A 16,325-nucleotide genomic window follows, 5' to 3' on the forward strand; every position below is an offset into this window, starting at 1 on the left:
ATGCCAAAACGCACAGATATAGAATCTATATTAGTAATAGGAGCAGGCCCAATAGTTATAGGTCAGGCATGCGAGTTTGATTATTCTGGAACGCAAAGCTGTAAAGTATTAAAAAGTGAAGGTTATAAAGTCATTTTAGTTAACTCCAACCCCGCAACTATAATGACAGATCCTGAATTCTCTGATGCAACTTATATTGAGCCGGTGCTACCTGAAATCATAGAGAAAATTATAATTAAGGAGAGGCCAGACGCAATATTACCAACAATAGGAGGGCAAACAGCACTTAATTGTGCAATAAAACTTGCAGATGATAGAGTGTTAGACAAATACAACGTCGAATTAATAGGAGTAAATAGAGAAGCAATAAAAAAAGCGGAAGATAGAGAATTATTTCGCCAATCTATGGATAAAATAGGGCTAAAATACCCCAAAAGTATCATTATAAAAAATCAAGAACAAATAAAAAAGGCTTTGGATTACATTGGATTACCAGCTATCATCCGTTCATCATTCACTCTTGGTGGCGCAGGTAGTGGCATAGCATACAATAAAGAGGAGTTTTTCAATATCGCAGAAAGTGCTCTCAAAATTTCACCAATAAATGAAGTTCAGATAGATGAATCAATTATCGGCTGGAAGGAATATGAAATGGAAGTTATCCGTGACTGCAAGGATAACTGTATAATAGTGTGTTCAATAGAAAATGTTGATCCAATGGGAGTGCACACCGGAGATAGTATCACAGTTGCTCCTGCTTTGACTCTGCGTGATGCTGAATATCAACAAATGAGAAATGCATCTATAGCAGTGCTGAGGGAAATTGATGTTAGCGCCGGTGGTGCAAATGTGCAGTTTGCAGTGAATCCTAAAGAAGATGGAAGCCTCGTTGTGATTGAAATGAATCCAAGGGTTTCTCGCTCTTCTGCACTTGCTTCAAAAGCAACAGGTTATCCTATTGCAAAAGTTGTAACTAAACTTGCTATCGGCTATTCACTCGATGAGATACGTAATGATTGCGCTCCAGTTATACCTGCTGCATTTGAACCAGCGATTGATTACATCGTCACTAAAATTCCTCGATTTGAGTTTGAGAAATTTAAGGGGACGAATTGTGAACTATCAACTTCCATGAAATCGGTGGGGGAAGTAATGTCGATCGGCCGCACTTTTAATGAGTCACTGCAGAAAGCTTTTCATTCACTTGAAACTGATCTTACAGGACTTGATGAAGTATTTCCTGAAAATACTGATATTGATCACATCAGATCTCAATTAGCAAAATTGCTGCCAAACAGATTACTGATTGCTGCTGACGCAATGCGCCACGGAATTAGCATAGAAGAAATAAATTCGATTACAGGATATGACTTATGGTTTTTGCAGAATATACAGCAAATTATATTAGCTGAACAAAAAATCAAGGAAAATGGCCTTCCTGGAACTGCATATGAAATGTTAGAGCTGAAAAAAATGGGATTTTCAGATGCAAGGTTGGCAAAGTTAAGCAATAAGAAAGTAGAGCAAATTGAAGCAATAAGGAAAAGGTTTGGTACTAAACAAGTTTATAAACGTGTAGACACCTGTGCAGCTGAATTTGAATCGAGCACTGCTTATATGTATGGCTGCTATGAGGGTGATGTTGAAAATAAAACGGAATGTGAGGCGAATATTTCGGATCGAAAAAAAGTTGTCATTTTAGGAAGTGGTCCAAACCGCATTGGTCAGGGTATTGAGTTTGATTATGCATGCGTACATGCAGCTTCTGCCGCCAAAGAAATGGGATATGAAACAATAATGATTAACTGTAATCCAGAAACCGTCTCAACTGACTACGATACCGCTGATCGTTTATATTTCGCCCCACTGATTGCAGAGGATGTGCTTGAAATACTAAGCAAAGAGCAAGAAAATGGCACACTGGTTGGTGTAATAGTTCAAATCGGCGGGCAAACGCCTTTAAAGTTAGCCAAAGTGCTTAACGAGAGAGGTTTCAAAATTCTGGGAACTTCGTTTGATTCTATTGACCTTGCAGAAGATCGCATGAGATTTAAAAATCTTGCTTTGCAACTTAATTTAAAACAACCTGAAAATTCTATCTGCCATTCAGTAGAAGAAGCGTTAACCAACGCAGAAAAGGTGGGGTTTCCACTAGTAGTCAGGCCATCATATGTCCTCGGCGGTCAGTCTATGTCGATTAGACATGATACTCAGAGCTTTAAAGAGTATGTCTTGAATCAAACCAAAATTTTTGAACACGGATCGCTGCTTCTTGATAAATTTTTAGTCAATGCAGTTGAGGTTGACGTTGATGCTGTATGTGATGGGAAAAAAGTTTTCATTGCAGCGGTCATGGAGCACATTGAAGAAGCTGGTATCCACTCTGGCGATTCAACATGCTCAATACCGACAAATACATTGAGTGACGAAGTAATAAAAGAGATCGAGCTCCAAACTGAAAGAATAGCATTAGCATTAAAAGTGAAAGGTCTGATAAACATTCAGTTTGCTGTTCAAGAGAGTGATGTATACATACTTGAAGTGAATTTAAGGGCTAGCCGTACAGTTCCTTTCATTTCCAAGGTAATCAACATTCCTGTTGCAAAGCTTGCCACTCAGGTCATTTTGGGTAAAAATTTGAATCAGGAAAACAAGCCTTTCAATCATTTTGCAGTTAAAGCTGCTGTTTTTCCATTTACCCGCTTTGCAGGAGTTGATACTTTACTTGGTCCTGAAATGAAATCAACAGGAGAAGTGATGGGAATTGACTTATCTTTCGAAGCTGCACTTGCAAAAGTGCACATGGCTGCAGGATACAAGTTACCAACAGAAGGAGCAGCTCTGGTTTCAGTAAAAGATGATGATAAAGAGTGTATATTGCCTGTTGCACGAATGTTGAAAGAACTGAGTTTTGAAATATATGCCACCAAAGGCACAGCTTCGTATCTGAACAATAACGGCATTGCTGCAAAAGCTGTAAATAAAGTGAGAGAAGGCAGACCCCACATAGTTGATATGCTCAAAGATGGAAAAATAAATCTAGTGATTAATACCTCAAAAGGTGTAAAGTCAGTCTCAGACAGCAAAGATATTCGCAGAACTGCTATTTTGCAAAATATAGCTTATAGCACCACAGCTTCTGGAAGTAAAGCGTTAGCGCTTGCAATTCAATATGTAAAGAATAGCAAATTGGAAGTGAAATCATTACAGCAGATACAAAACGTTTAAATATCAAGACTATAATAAATTATTACTTATTTCAAAATGAGGATCTTGTAAGCTAAGGGATAATGTTCAAAAAACTGCGTCAAAGCGAATTTTTAGTTCAACTCAATTTTCAATCTGTGGAGAAAGAAAATGTTGAGCTGAGATATAGTTAATATGTACAGCACTTTTCCTCACCTTCCTATAGCACAATATACCAACTTGTACAAGCTGGTAAATGAACCTTTGGTTTTAGTAAATGTCTCCTCGATAGGATTAGTGGAGCCGCCTAACTGGCCCGAAATACTTAAAATAAATTTTCCCAATTGTTTTGCCACGATTTTATGACCAAAGGATATTTTTCACTCCATCAGCTCGAGTAAATAATTTTCAGCAATTTCTCTGCTTGAAGCCTGATATACTTTCTTCAGATCACTTATGAAAGTTTTTGCTGCTTCAGTAAGTTTCTTATCTGATGTACTATACATTTCTGCTTTAGCTATTTATAGCAGCAGGAAAACTTTTTAATACAAAGCTTATCAAAAATGTCTTCTACTCCTCTCTCTTTTAAAGTCATTTAATACACCTAGCCAGAAGTTTAGCTCCCTCACTTTCTGCTAAATAAAAGCCCAAAACTTCTTTCTGCCATCCTGGTCTATACCTAATATATTGTACATACATTTACTTATGCAATCTCCTTGACCTTAAAAAACCATAAATACTATTGGATATACTGATTGCAGTGGGCGGCTGTGCCATTCATTGATTACTGGTAGCAGTTTATCGGTAATACTAGATATCTCTGCTGCTGATATTTTGTGGTCATATATTTCCTCAACATGTGAACTCTGTATCCCATGCCACTGGCATATGTGCTTAAGACCTTTGCTTCAAGTTCTGTTGTTTGTCTTTTTTTGACTATTTGCGGTTCAAAACTTCCCTTCCTATCTCTTGGTGTTAGCAGCTCAAATGAACCTGCACTTGTCCGCAAAGTCTTTCCATTCCTCCCATTTCTGCAATTATTTTCCTCGCTTTCAACAGATAACTATCTCACCTTCCAGACTTGCCTCCAACAGCTTTTTTATAAATGGTGTTAATGCTCCATCTCTTCCCGTTAGAAGTCTTCCTTCTCTGATAGATGATAAAATATTTGTTTCTAATTCTTTATAGTCTACCAATCCGGTAGTTCTGTTTGCTTGACTCATGTCAAATCTCCATTTTTTGTTTCTATTTTATTTTTACTTCTCGCTTTGACGCACTTTTTTAAACGTTCCCCATCATTTGTTTAAATGGTATGATAAAAAACAATAATTTTTATCTTAATGTTTAAGACGGTAGATGCCAGTGTCTAGGCACTGGCATGACACCCATTTCTTTCTATTCAAATAGCCTCTTTAGTATCATCTACTTTCATGACACCATTTGTTCCTATGTTTTTGTCTATCTTATTTTGCTATTCTGCTGCTCTAGATTAGAATACTGATTCTTCTAGAAGTTGTTCACGCTCCTCTTCTATTGCAATAGAGTTATCGTGATTTTTAAATAAATCTCTGATTTTTGTTTCTATTTCATTTGCAATTTCTTTGTTTGCCTTGAGGTAACTTTTTACATTTTCTCTTCCTTGGCCAAGACGCGTATTGTTATATGAATAATAAGCACCTGCCTTTTCAAGCACACCAAGCTTTGCTCCTATATCTATTATTTCCCCAAGTTTTGATATGCCTTCATTATACATTATATCAAATTTTGCCTCTCTAAATGGAGGAGCGACTTTATTTTTTACAACTTTAACTCTCGTTTCATTACCCGTAATATTCTCTTTATCCTTTATTGCACCAATTTTTCTTATATCAAGTCTTATAGAAGTATAGAATTTTAACGCATTCCCACCGGTGGTAGTTTCAGGATTTCCATATACTACTCCTATTTTCATACGAATTTGGTTAATAAATATCAATATACAGTTTGCTTTTGAAACTGCAGAGGTGAGCTTTCGTAGCCCATGACTTAGAAGTCTTGCTTGTAGTCCCATGTGCTGATCACCCATATCTCCTTCAATTTCAGCTCTTGGAGTTAGTGCTGCAACAGAGTCAATAACTATTACATCAACTGCACCAGAACATACTAAATACTCAACAATATGCAACGCTTGTTCTCCAGTGTCTGGTTGTGAAATCACTAAATCATCGGTGTTTACTCCAAGTTTACGAGCATATATAACATCCAGTGCGTGCTCCGCATCGATAAATGCACATAAACCTCCTTTTTTCTGTGCTTCAGCAATTACATGCAAAGCAAGGGTAGTTTTACCAGAACTCTCAGGGCCAAATATCTCAATTATACGTCCTTTTGGCAATCCCCCAACACCCAGAGCTGAATCAAGTGCAATCGACCCTGTAGATATCGTGTCTATTTTTTCTACAGGGTTTTGCTTTAGCTTCATTATTGCACCTTTACCGAATGCTCTTTCAATTTGACTTATTGCATTATCTAGTGCTTTTTGCTTATCATTATTTCTTTCTTCTGGATTATGTGCCATGGATCATTTATTAACTTGTATAGTCTCCATGGTAATTGAACACAACCAATCTGCCAAGGGTTTTTTAATAACGAAGAACGTTAGTTACCTAAATTAGATATATAGACTCTGTAGTGCGATACAAAATAACGATAGAATACAATGGCAGTGGTTTCTCTGGATGGCAAAAGCAACAACACTCTGCTAACTCAATTCAGGAAACCATAGAAAACGCTATATTTAATTTCAGTGGCGAGAGAGTCTCTTTGCATTGTGGTGGCAGAACTGATGCAGGGGTTCATGCTTTAGGGCAAGTTGCTCATTTCAATATGGAAAGGCAATTTGAGCTTTACAGAATAAGAAATGGAATAAACTATCACTTAAAAGCGATTCCTATAGTTGTGCTTGGTGCAGAAGCTGTAGATGATGCATTTCATGCACGCTTCTCAGCAAAAAAAAGATGTTATGAATATAGAATAATTAATCGCTACGCTCCTGCAGCTCTGGAAATCGGTTATGTGTGGCAAGTATTTAACCCACTTGACGTAAACATCATGCGTGAAGCTGCTAGACACCTGCTTGGAAAACATAATCTTTCAAGCTTCCGCTCAAAAGATTGTCAAGCTACAAATCCGGTCAGAACAATCGATGATATTGATATAGTACAAAATGGAAGTCACATATACATCAAAATATCTGCGATTTCCTTTTTACATAACCAAGTGAGAATTATTGTTGGTACTTTAGTTGAATTTGGAAAAAATAGAACTAATCCACAAGAAATGCTAAATATATTAAGTCAATGTAAAAGAAACGCCGCTGGGGTCACTGCGCCGCCTCACGGCTTATACTTAGTAAAGATAGATTACTAGTTTAAGTCCTCATTGGCATCACTATGTATAGTGCGCTTGAATCATCTTCATCAGTGATAATTGTAGCACTATTACCATCTGATAAGCTAAACTTACACTTATTTTTTATGCAGGATAAAGCATCAAGCAAATAACGTGAATTAAATCCTACTTCCATAAGAGCTCCATCGTAATCCACCTCTATAGACTCAGTCGCATCACTGCACTCTTGGGAATTTGAATGTAGAGTTAATAAATTCTCTTGCAATGAAAATTTAATTGATTTTATTTTATCGGACACAACAACGGAAACTCGGTCTATAACACTAGCAAGTTTGCTACTCTCAACAATCATTTGTTTATCTTGAGACGTTGGAATGACAGCTTTGTAATCTGGAAAAGTCCCATCTATCAATTTTGATATTAGAATATACTCACCACATGTAAATTTGATTTTTCTATCTGAAAGTTTTATATTAATCTCATTACAATCACACAATACTTTCAATAATTCCATGATAGTTTTACGTGGAATGATCACCCCAAATTCGCCGTTGATATCTTCAGGTTTAGGCCTTTTTATACATGATAAACGGTGGCCATCAGTTGCAACGCAGTACAGAAATTGCTCATCTGTATGCAGATATATCCCGTTTAAATTATACCTTGTATCATCCAGCGACACAGCAAACTTCGTTTTAGTCAATAAGTCTACCAAATCTGCACTTAGTAGAGTGAAATCGTATTGATGATCACCTTCTTCCAGAACAGGGAAGTTATTTGAAACTACGTTCGGTAAAGAAAAATTTGCATTTCCACAGGATATCAATAATTTTCCTTGATTATTCATTTCGAAATTGACATCCAAATTAGTTGGCAACTTCTTCACTATGTCATGTAAAGTATGTGCTGAGATTTTCACTTCTCCTTCTGCTGATACACTTGCAGTAAGTGAGGCAAATATTGAAATGTCAAGATCGGTAGCCTTTAGTTTTATGCTGCCATGTTGTGCTTTGATATTTATACACGCTAAAACGTCTATCGCGTTGCGCCTTTCAACGACCCCGCTCACTCTGGATAGCGTATTTAAAAGACTTGCTCGGCCAACGCTAAAACGCATTTGCTCACATACAACTTGCTCTTTACCTGCAACCTCTAACATACTAATTCTCAAAAGTATATTTTAAATGATATCCACATTCTATGTAAAGTGCTATTTATCTTTTTATCTGAAAGATAAAAACAGCCTATCTTATACTTTAGTAATCAATAATTTACTTTGTATGGCATAAGTCGTGCATTTTTTGGTAAGCTTTTTGAAACCCAAGCAAAGAATAAGTATCATCAACATTTGCTGTTTTTATTTTTCCATTAACTATCATTGATAATCCTTGTTTCATTTTTAGAATCAAATCTTGGTCCGTTTTTGTATCATCTGTCCACGCAAGACTTCTCTGTATTATCGGCAATTGATATTTTATTTTTTTATCGATATTGAGAACTACGGGCTCATTATTATACTGAAAGCCAGAAGTGACGCTCACCTCATCTGCTTTTTTATCAACGTAACTGACCATTACATAAGGCTTGCGATCGGCTATATAGTGTTCACTTTTTTCCTTAGGATAGGATACAATATAACACACTTTCTCACCATCTTCCAGTGCAGTATACACAAACCAGTCTTTATATTTTTCCCTCAGTTGTACATTACTAACCGATGCAAGAGTGTCTATTGAAAAAAATATTAGAAATACGAAAAGACTACGCATGTAAACCGAATTTCAAACTCTCTGATTTTATATGTTGTTTTACCTTACTCATCGCTTGTTCAGCCAGCTGTCTTATTCTTTCTCTTGAAACACAATATTTTTTGCTAAGCTCATCCAAAGTCTGAGTACTTTCAGATAAATATCTGCTAATGAAAATGTCTCTTGATCTTTCATTAAGACTTGCCAGCGCATTGCTTAAAATTGTTTCTTTTAATGCCTTTTCTTCATGATTCTGGTAAGCTACTTCTTGACTAACTAAATTACACGGAATCATATCTTGTAACTCCTTTTTAGAGTCATCACCTATTTTTATACAATTATTTAACGACTGATCCTTACAAGCCAAACGATAGTTCATCTGTACAACATCTTCTTCAGATACAGAAAGCTCATTTGATATTGCTTTTATTTCTTCTTTACTCAAAGTTTCTCTGTTTGTGTATTGTAAAATTCTTTTTTTTATTTTACGTAAACTAAAAAACAATCTCCTTTGTGCCTGCGTTGTACCTATTTTTACAAGTGACCAAGATTTTAATATAAAGTCTTTCATTGAAGCTTCAATCCACCATACTGCATAAGTTGAAAAACGAAATCCCAAGTCAGGATTGAACTTTTTCACTGCATGCATTAAACCCATATTTCCTTCCATGACCAGGTCCATCAACAATAGACCGTAATTCTTAAATTTCATTGCAATTTTTACTACCAAATTCAAATGGCTAGTAATCAACCTGTGAGCAGAAGAAATATCCTGGTATTCTTGCCAATTTTTTGCTAATCGCACTTCCTCTTCTTGCGAAAGCATAGGAAATTTTCGCACTTCAGCAATATATTGCATGAGATTAGTGCTACTATTAACACATAAATTTGCTGCTGGGGTCAACATAATAACTTAAATTAAAACTCTGTACATATAATATATTGATTTTCAGTGAAAAATTCAAGCTTTAATTAAAAAAGCATAACTTTATATCTAATTAAGACCTTAGCAACATTAAACTTCAACAAGAACTACCTGAATGTAGAACTAAAATTACTAATGTGTAATGATAGGCTATATAATTTAAAGTAAACAGTGTGTTATTCCAGTGTTTAAACACTGGAATTCACATTTCTTTTTTCTAGATCCCAGTGTCATGCTACTTGAATGACAAGAAAAACCCACTGGGATAATAAGACAAAGATAGACTAGAAATTAAACGCTACTCCAGCTTCTGCACCAACAGTGCTGTAAAGAACTTTGATTCCGGCATCATCTTTAGCTGTCTTACCAAAATTAGCACCATAAGAACCAAAATAACGAGCACCAGCATAAAGCTTGATTTCTGGGGTTACATCATAACTAACACCAGCTTTTGCTTGATAAGCAAAAGCAAATCCAGAGGCTTTATCATCAGTAACTTTTGTCGCTAAAGGGTTGCTTACATATGCTGTGCCAACACCAACACCAATATATGGAGTGACAGGCATGTCTTCAATTGCTACGTCGTAATAAACGTTAACTAATCCTGAAAATGCTGTTAAACTTTCTGCAATTGCTGGATTATCAGCCACATCTCCGTCTTTACTCAATTGTGAGTAGAGTCCTTCAACATCAACTCTGATATCATCCATTTTATAACCAAATGCACCACCACCAGCTAGAAAAGATGCTTTTAAGGGACTATCCTCATCTTTACCTGATTTATGTGTAATGCCAGTAATCTTTGTTTTAAAAGGTAAAATTTCACCATTATATTGCAAACGAACATAATAGCTAGTTTCTTCATCACTTATTGGACCAATAGGGTCTGATGAAAAAGCAGAGTTTGATAGGCTTAGCAACGTCACTAAAGCAGCTGCCGAAAAAAACTTTTTATAATGCATAATTGCCCTCGTTAAAAAAATTAAAATTCCACTTTAGCAGTCTAAATAATAACTAAAGTTAAGTCAAGTGCTAACTTAATAACACAAAACCTTCTGTATCTTAACTAACTTTTAGGAAAATACAAAGATTTTATTAATTAATAAATAGAGTTACTCTACTTTTTTTACTCTTGATCTTCTGACACCTATTTCACTAATGTCTTTTTATCTTCTGATCTGCATTCATCATTGTGAATTGCTGCATATTCATGCAGTAATATGAATGTACTTCATGGAAGTACTAGTATAAAAGGAAAACACTTAGTTACTGCATTAAGGCAAACTTCAGTAGTAAATTTAAAAAGGAAGTTTAAATCCAGGTGGTAATCCCATCATACCTGCAAGATCAGAGGTTGCATTTGCCATATCTTCTTCTGCTTTTTTAATGGCATCATTAAACGCTGCTGTCACTAAATCTTCTACTATATCTTTTTCTTCATTTCTCATAAGTTCTAAGTCTATATTTACCTTTTTAGCTTTATAGCTACCTATTTTTATCACTTCCACTAATACAGAAACCTTACCACCACCAGAAATACCTTGAAACTCTTTTCCAATATACTTTTCTTGAGCTTCCGCAAGCTTTTTTTGCATTTCTTGCGCTTGCTTCATTATTTGACTGAAATCCACAACCTACTCCTTATTTTCTATATTAACTACCTTTGCACCTTTAAACGTATTTAATATATCCTTAACTGCAGGTGCATAATTTAAATTATTCACTTCCCTATTCATGTAACTCGTATCAACTATAATAACCCACTCCTGATTAGTAGCTTGATTTAAGTAACTTTTCAAGTCATTACAAAAATTACTGTTCAAGCTAGATACAGCTTTTAATTTTAAATACCCAAATTTACAATCTATTAATTGTAGATTACTACACAGTTGTTTGTAAAGATAAATTTGGTTACTACGCCTTAATAGTTGCAAAATCTTATCAAAATCGTAATTTTGTTGTTTATTTTTCACATGGATCCCAGTGTCACGCACTGGGATGACAGAGTGAGGTTTTTCCACATGTTTTTTTGGATCCGAGTAGTCAGCTACTTGGATGACAGGGGGGGAAGGTGCAACAGGTCTGCCCTGTCTATTTCCTTGCTCTACATTCTGTGAAAGAATTTTTTTGATCACCTGTTCCGGAGAAGGCAAATCAGAAAGATAACAAAGGCTAATTAATATCATTTCAGCGGCAATTTCATTGCATGTTGAAACCTTTATATCTTGAATACCCTTAAGCAGCACCTTCCACAATCTCGAAAAAAATATTAAAGACTTTTTTGCACTCAAATCTTTTACTCTACTCTTCTCATACTCTGTATCAATCTCTTTTGTAATTAAAAAACGGCATATTAACTGGATTGTTTGCAGTAGATCTTCAAAAATATTGAGCGGATTTGCTGTTTTTACCACATTGTCGAATACTAACAAAGCCTTCTGTAAATCACTATCTAATACTGCTTCCAGTAGATCAAATATAACGTTTCTATCTACTAGACCAAGTATGTCTTTAACACTTTGAGTGGATATTGTACCATCTTTGCTATATAGCACTGCTTGATTCATCAAAAATAAAGCGTTACGCATTGAATGATTGCAGTGGTGAGCAATTAATTCCGATGCTTCTTTTTCAAGAAAATAATTTTCTTTTTGTGCAATATCATTTAAACGCTCCATTATCTTAGCTGAAGGAATGTTATGTAAGTCAAACCTTTGACAACGTGCAATAATAGTTATTGGTATCTTTTTTATTTCTGTAGTTGCCAGAATAAACTTTACGCTAGATGGTGGTTCTTCTAGAGTTTTAAGTAATGCATTAAATGCATTACTGGATAACATGTGTACTTCATCTATAATGTAAACTTTAAATTTAGAACTTATTGGTAAATAGCAAATATCTCCCAAGATCGCTCTAACATCCTCAACACTAGTGTGACTTGCCGCATCGATTTCAACTACATCTGGATGGCTTGAATTTTTTATTGCCAGACAACTTGTACATGATCCACAAGGTTCAAAAGTTGGCCCCAATGAGCAGTTCAAACATAAAGCTATTATTCTTGCAGTGGTGGTTTTACCAATTCCACTACTACCAGAAAGCAGTATAGATTGTGGAATTTTGTTGAGAGTAAAAGCATTTTCTAGTATACGCACCAATATATCTTGACCTACTAAATCTTTAAAGCTACTAGGACGATATTTTAATGCTATGTTCATAGCCTAGAATAAAACAAATAGTACAAATAGGTATGCAACCCAAAAAGATTCTGATATGGTTGCTTCATTTCTGACCTGACCAAGTTACAGAATTTTTGCCTGCATACCTTATAAAAGGTTATACTTTTTTTTTTTTTTAGCAAGGTATATTCTATATTAGTCTTATAATTTATATGTTAGACCTTTTGCAACATTACTTTGGAGTAAACAGCTGTCACCTAAAATACTCTTCTTCTGTCATCCCAGTGCCCAGACACTGGTATCCAGAAAACTTAATTTTAAATGAATACATTAGGCTGTTGTATAATAAGAACTGGATTCCAGTGTCAATCACTGAAATGACACCCTTCCGGTGGGGATTGCTCTCAAACTACAATGTTCGTACAGTTGTACTGGGATCCAAGTATAAAAATATTTGGAAATTACACAATGGACAATGGATTCTAGGAATATATGTTAAAAGTAATGTCCATAATGAAATAAGCTGGATTCCAATGTCACGTACTGGAATGACAACATATAGGTATTGGAATAACAAAAGAGGAATATTATGATTTTATATCATTTTCCTCTTTGTCCGTTTTCACGAAAAGTTAGAGTTCTTCTCAAGGAGAAAAAGCTGAGTTGTGATTTGGTATATGAAAATCCATGGGAAAAGCGGAATGAATTCATGGAGATCAATCCAATCGGACAAGTACCAGTATTAATAGATAATAACTTTGTAATAGCGGATAGTAATGCCATTTGTGAATATATAGAAGAGACTTACAATAGTGACGTCAAATTACTTGGTTCATCAACTATTATTAAGTCTAAAATACGCGCTTTAATCAATTGGTTTGATAGCAAATTTTACAATGAAGTTACTAAGTATATTATGAATGAAAAAGTAATTACTAACCGCAGCCCTGACTCTAGATTTCTTCATGCAGCTCAGCATAACCTGCCTTGCCATATGGAATATATCGAACACTTAATTAACAAGAACGTTTGGCTTGCAACCGATAAGTTCACTTTAGCCGATATTACTTTAGCATCACATATTTCTATAATAGACTACGTAAATAGTTTCCCATGGGAAAAAAGTAAGATTTTAAAAGAATGGTACTCGATTGTTAAATCAAGGCCTTGTTTTCGCGAAATATTATTAGAGAGAGTTTTTGGCTTAACTCCCCCTAGACATTACGCTGACCTTGATTTTTAACTTGCGTTAGTTTTAAAGCTACAGTCATTCCTTCGTCAGTAGGAATCAATATGGAGAAATATTTTTTTTCATCTGACAATCTATCATTAAACTCTCTCATAGCATGCCATGACTTTTCTGATACTTCTTTTGGAGGAGATTCTAAAAATACTGTATCAAATAATAGAGTGTTATCTGCAACGATTAGCCCATCTTGTTTAATGTATGACTCTGCCCAATCTAAATACTTAGGATAACTACTTTTATCAGCATCGATGAATATCATGTCAAATGGTGCCTTTGCTGATAATTCATTAATTTTTTCCAGTGCATCACCTTCTATTAGAGTAATTTTATCACTTAGATTAAAAGCACTAAAATTTTTTTTTGCTATTCTTGAGTGTTGAGGATTATTTTCTATTGTATATATATGACCATCTTTCGGTAAAGCTTTTACCATACAAATTGACGAATAACCATATAACGTGCCAATTTCAACTATGCTTTTAACTTTATGGATTTTGATAAATAAATTTAATAATTTTCCTTCTTCAGGAGTGATTTGAATACGTTGTTTCTTATCAAGAGTACAATGTTCTTCTATTTTTTTATACTCTTTTGCAAATAAGCTTCTTATGTACAACGATTTTCTGCTAAAGTTATGACGCATTAAGTTTTATAATATAAACTAAGGAGGTTTAATCTATATAAGATTTATAAATATAACAATAGGGTTAAGAATAATAAAATTTTTTATTTTAAGTTGTTATTTTATAAAGTAAAATTTTAAGTGACAAAGATTATTATATATTTTACTATAGTTAACTAGTATAATAACCAATTGTTATACTAGAATTAAGGGATTGTTTATTTACATCTCTCTTATAAAATGTAATTTTTATAATCAATTAGAGGGGGTTATATGTCTTATAACATTGCTAACGAAGTTGAAACGTTAAGCAAGAAGTCTAATAATAATGAAGGAGTGAAATTACTGCACAATCCAGCTTATCGCGAGAAGTACAAAGAACGCTTTAACGAAGCTCAGAAAAAAGTTATGGATATGGTCCAATTTTATGATGGAACGATAGTATTAATAGAGAATAAAATTGCTATGTATTATTATGCTTGGCACAGTAAAAAAAGAGAGTTTGAGCGTAAAAAGCAACAAACAGTATCAAAAAATAATGATTCAGCATAGGGTCTTTATATGGTAAGCTACAGTGTTATTACTTCACTATAGCTTTTCCATATAACTCATCTATTACATTAGTGAAGTATTCCAGCTCTCTATACCCTTCATGTTTGATTTTACCATTCTCTACATATGATTTGTCATCGTTAAGCTTGATGATGAATACAGGAGTAGCTGTGATATCAAGTTTATTAATTGCAAGTGATTTATCATTTATAATTTTGTCCATCATCTTTTTATCATTAATGCATTGGTTAAATACATCTTGCTTCAAATTGCTTAGTGCAGCAATTTTTTGTAGTATAGTTAAATCACTAAAATTAGAGTAGTTCCACGAGTCTATTGCATTAAACACAGCTTTGTTAAAATTAAAATAGTCTTCTTCTTTTTCATAGCAATAACTTAGCATTGCAGCTTTTAATCCTCTGTAATCTAGAGGAAAATGACGGAATATGTATAACATCTTACCTGTATCTATGTACTTTTCTTTGATTTTAGGAAAAACTTTCTTATGAAAAAGAGAACAGTGATAACAAGTGAGCGAAGCATATTCTATCATTAAAATTGGTGCTTTTGGATCACCTAATAATTTATCATCAGGCAGTAGTGACAGTAGTTCTTTTGATGTTATTTCATCAGTTTTTTGAGTGTTGGGTAAGTTTTGTTCAATAGCTGCATAAGAACTAACACTTATAAAAATAAGTAAGAACAATAATCTAAAAATCATTACAATGGAAATACCAAACTTATTAAAAAATTTATGCATTTATATAAATAATGTCAAGATAACTTTTGCTTAGCAAGGCTTTCTACTCTGTCTTTAAATGCAGCAATTATTTTACTTTGTGTGTATTTATAAACTGAGTTTAATAAGGCGGAAAACAAATTGGATTTAAATTCAAACTTTATATAGAACTCTACCATAGTTTTACTTTCATCTATAGGAGTGAATTTCCATTCGTTGTATAAATGTTTAAATATTCCATTTGACGACACAGCTTTTATCCAACTTTTATTTGCTCCATTTGGAGAAAGAAAGGTCACTTCTGATGTGTAACTTCCTTTAATGCTATGAAAAGCTGCAAGGAGGTCCACAATCATTTGGCTATCAGTTTTTTCTTTTATATAAACAGCTTTGCACCAAGGAACAAAATCAGGATACTTCTCAACGTCAATTACAACTTGAAATATCTCATGAGATGAACAGAAAAAAACACCTTGTTCTTTATATTGGTGTAACATAAACCTAAATAATGGAAAAGGGATCCATATCTACCGTCAGTCTTAGTATATTCCTGAGACCTAAAGTTAAGGTGGGCATCACGTACTAATTTCAATGAAATTAACAGAGGCAATTCCCTTGATCAGAAATTATCGCTCGGGAAATTTAACTTAACTCATAACGTATAGCACAGACCCCCGTTAATTATAGATTATTTATATAGAGTATGTCTATAGGTATGTTAGAGCTAGCGACTAT

At 34.3% G+C, this 16,325-nt stretch carries 14 protein-coding genes, 2 other RNA genes and 2 pseudogenes; 5 read left to right on the forward strand and 13 right to left on the reverse strand.

Annotation, left to right across the window (positions count from 1 at the left end; all coding sequences use genetic code 11):
• Positions 1 to 3,228: a carbamoyl-phosphate synthase large subunit gene (gene carB / locus BWZ41_RS02385; RefSeq protein WP_143689286.1), complete on the forward strand. Its 3,228-nt coding sequence runs from the start codon at positions 1 to 3 to the stop codon at positions 3,226 to 3,228.
• A 92-nt stretch (positions 3,229 to 3,320) separates the two neighbouring features.
• Here carB and BWZ41_RS02390 read toward each other — a convergent pair.
• A pseudogene (locus BWZ41_RS02390) lies at positions 3,321 to 4,409 on the reverse strand (IS256 family transposase).
• Between the two features lie 266 nt (positions 4,410 to 4,675).
• Entirely contained in the window at positions 4,676 to 5,743 is a 1,068-nt protein-coding gene (recA, locus tag BWZ41_RS02395; RefSeq protein WP_143689287.1) for a recombinase RecA, read from the reverse strand.
• Between the two features lie 113 nt (positions 5,744 to 5,856).
• On the opposite strand from recA, the gene truA reads away from it, so the two are divergent.
• Complete coding sequence (gene truA, locus BWZ41_RS02400) at positions 5,857 to 6,594, forward strand: tRNA pseudouridine(38-40) synthase TruA (RefSeq protein WP_006013481.1); 738 nt, start codon at positions 5,857 to 5,859, stop codon at positions 6,592 to 6,594.
• Between the two features lies 1 nt (position 6,595).
• Here truA and dnaN read toward each other — a convergent pair whose 3' ends face one another.
• From dnaN to ffs, 7 genes are all read right to left on the reverse strand, one after another.
• Positions 6,596 to 7,735 carry a DNA polymerase III subunit beta gene (gene dnaN / locus BWZ41_RS02405; protein ID WP_143689288.1) on the reverse strand — a complete coding sequence of 380 codons (1,140 nt, stop codon included), beginning with the start codon at positions 7,733 to 7,735 and terminating at the stop codon, positions 6,596 to 6,598.
• Positions 7,736 to 7,847: 112 nt separating this feature from the next.
• Positions 7,848 to 8,345, reverse strand: a complete 498-nt coding sequence (locus BWZ41_RS02410) for an invasion associated locus B family protein (protein WP_143689289.1) — start codon at positions 8,343 to 8,345, stop codon at positions 7,848 to 7,850.
• Positions 8,338 to 9,231, reverse strand: coding sequence for an RNA polymerase factor sigma-32 (locus BWZ41_RS02415; protein WP_143689290.1), 894 nt, complete (start codon positions 9,229 to 9,231; stop codon positions 8,338 to 8,340). The genes BWZ41_RS02410 and BWZ41_RS02415 overlap by 8 nt, the downstream gene beginning before the upstream one ends.
• 302 nt (positions 9,232 to 9,533) lie before the next feature.
• Complete coding sequence (locus BWZ41_RS02420) at positions 9,534 to 10,211, reverse strand: P44/Msp2 family outer membrane protein (RefSeq protein ID WP_143689291.1); 678 nt, start codon at positions 10,209 to 10,211, stop codon at positions 9,534 to 9,536.
• 336 nt (positions 10,212 to 10,547) lie between these two features.
• Positions 10,548 to 10,862 (reverse strand): YbaB/EbfC family nucleoid-associated protein, encoded by a 315-nt coding sequence (locus BWZ41_RS02425; protein ID WP_019236840.1) that lies wholly within the window; start codon positions 10,860 to 10,862, stop codon positions 10,548 to 10,550.
• Between the two features lie 21 nt (positions 10,863 to 10,883).
• Positions 10,884 to 12,467 (reverse strand): DNA polymerase III subunit gamma/tau, encoded by a 1,584-nt coding sequence (dnaX, locus tag BWZ41_RS02430; RefSeq protein ID WP_143689292.1) that lies wholly within the window; start codon positions 12,465 to 12,467, stop codon positions 10,884 to 10,886.
• A 16-nt stretch (positions 12,468 to 12,483) separates the two neighbouring features.
• An RNA gene (gene ffs / locus BWZ41_RS02435) (signal recognition particle sRNA small type) lies at positions 12,484 to 12,582 on the reverse strand.
• A gap of 109 nt (positions 12,583 to 12,691) precedes the next feature.
• Between ffs and BWZ41_RS08450 the strand changes: the two are divergent.
• Positions 12,692 to 12,820, forward strand: a pseudogene (locus tag BWZ41_RS08450) (WPE palindromic element domain-containing protein); the annotation flags it as partial.
• A 197-nt stretch (positions 12,821 to 13,017) separates the two neighbouring features.
• Positions 13,018 to 13,671 carry a glutathione S-transferase family protein gene (locus tag BWZ41_RS02445; protein ID WP_143689294.1) on the forward strand — a complete coding sequence of 218 codons (654 nt, stop codon included), beginning with the start codon at positions 13,018 to 13,020 and terminating at the stop codon, positions 13,669 to 13,671.
• On the opposite strand, the gene BWZ41_RS02450 is transcribed toward BWZ41_RS02445, so the two are convergent.
• Complete coding sequence (locus tag BWZ41_RS02450) at positions 13,643 to 14,320, reverse strand: O-methyltransferase (RefSeq protein ID WP_006013497.1); 678 nt, start codon at positions 14,318 to 14,320, stop codon at positions 13,643 to 13,645. The two genes, BWZ41_RS02445 and BWZ41_RS02450, sit on opposite strands and share 29 nt — an antisense overlap.
• A gap of 252 nt (positions 14,321 to 14,572) precedes the next feature.
• Between BWZ41_RS02450 and BWZ41_RS02455 the strand changes: the two genes are divergently transcribed.
• Complete coding sequence (locus tag BWZ41_RS02455) at positions 14,573 to 14,851, forward strand: DUF2671 domain-containing protein (RefSeq protein WP_007302334.1); 279 nt, start codon at positions 14,573 to 14,575, stop codon at positions 14,849 to 14,851.
• A 28-nt stretch (positions 14,852 to 14,879) separates the two neighbouring features.
• Here the strand turns inward: BWZ41_RS02455 and BWZ41_RS02460 are convergent, their stop codons facing one another.
• From BWZ41_RS02460 to ssrS, 3 genes are all read right to left on the reverse strand, one after another.
• A complete protein-coding gene (locus BWZ41_RS02460; RefSeq protein WP_143689295.1) occupies positions 14,880 to 15,611 on the reverse strand; it encodes a thioredoxin domain-containing protein in 732 nt (243 codons plus the stop codon).
• Positions 15,612 to 15,625: 14 nt separating this feature from the next.
• Positions 15,626 to 16,087 carry a type II toxin-antitoxin system RatA family toxin gene (locus tag BWZ41_RS02465; protein WP_143689296.1) on the reverse strand — a complete coding sequence of 154 codons (462 nt, stop codon included), beginning with the start codon at positions 16,085 to 16,087 and terminating at the stop codon, positions 15,626 to 15,628.
• A gap of 17 nt (positions 16,088 to 16,104) precedes the next feature.
• Positions 16,105 to 16,266: non-coding RNA, 6S RNA (ssrS, locus tag BWZ41_RS02470), on the reverse strand.
• Positions 16,267 to 16,325 lie beyond the last annotated feature (59 nt).

Origin of the sequence: Wolbachia endosymbiont of Nilaparvata lugens (assembly GCF_007115045.1) — a bacterium.
Classification (GTDB): domain Bacteria; phylum Pseudomonadota; class Alphaproteobacteria; order Rickettsiales; family Anaplasmataceae; genus Wolbachia.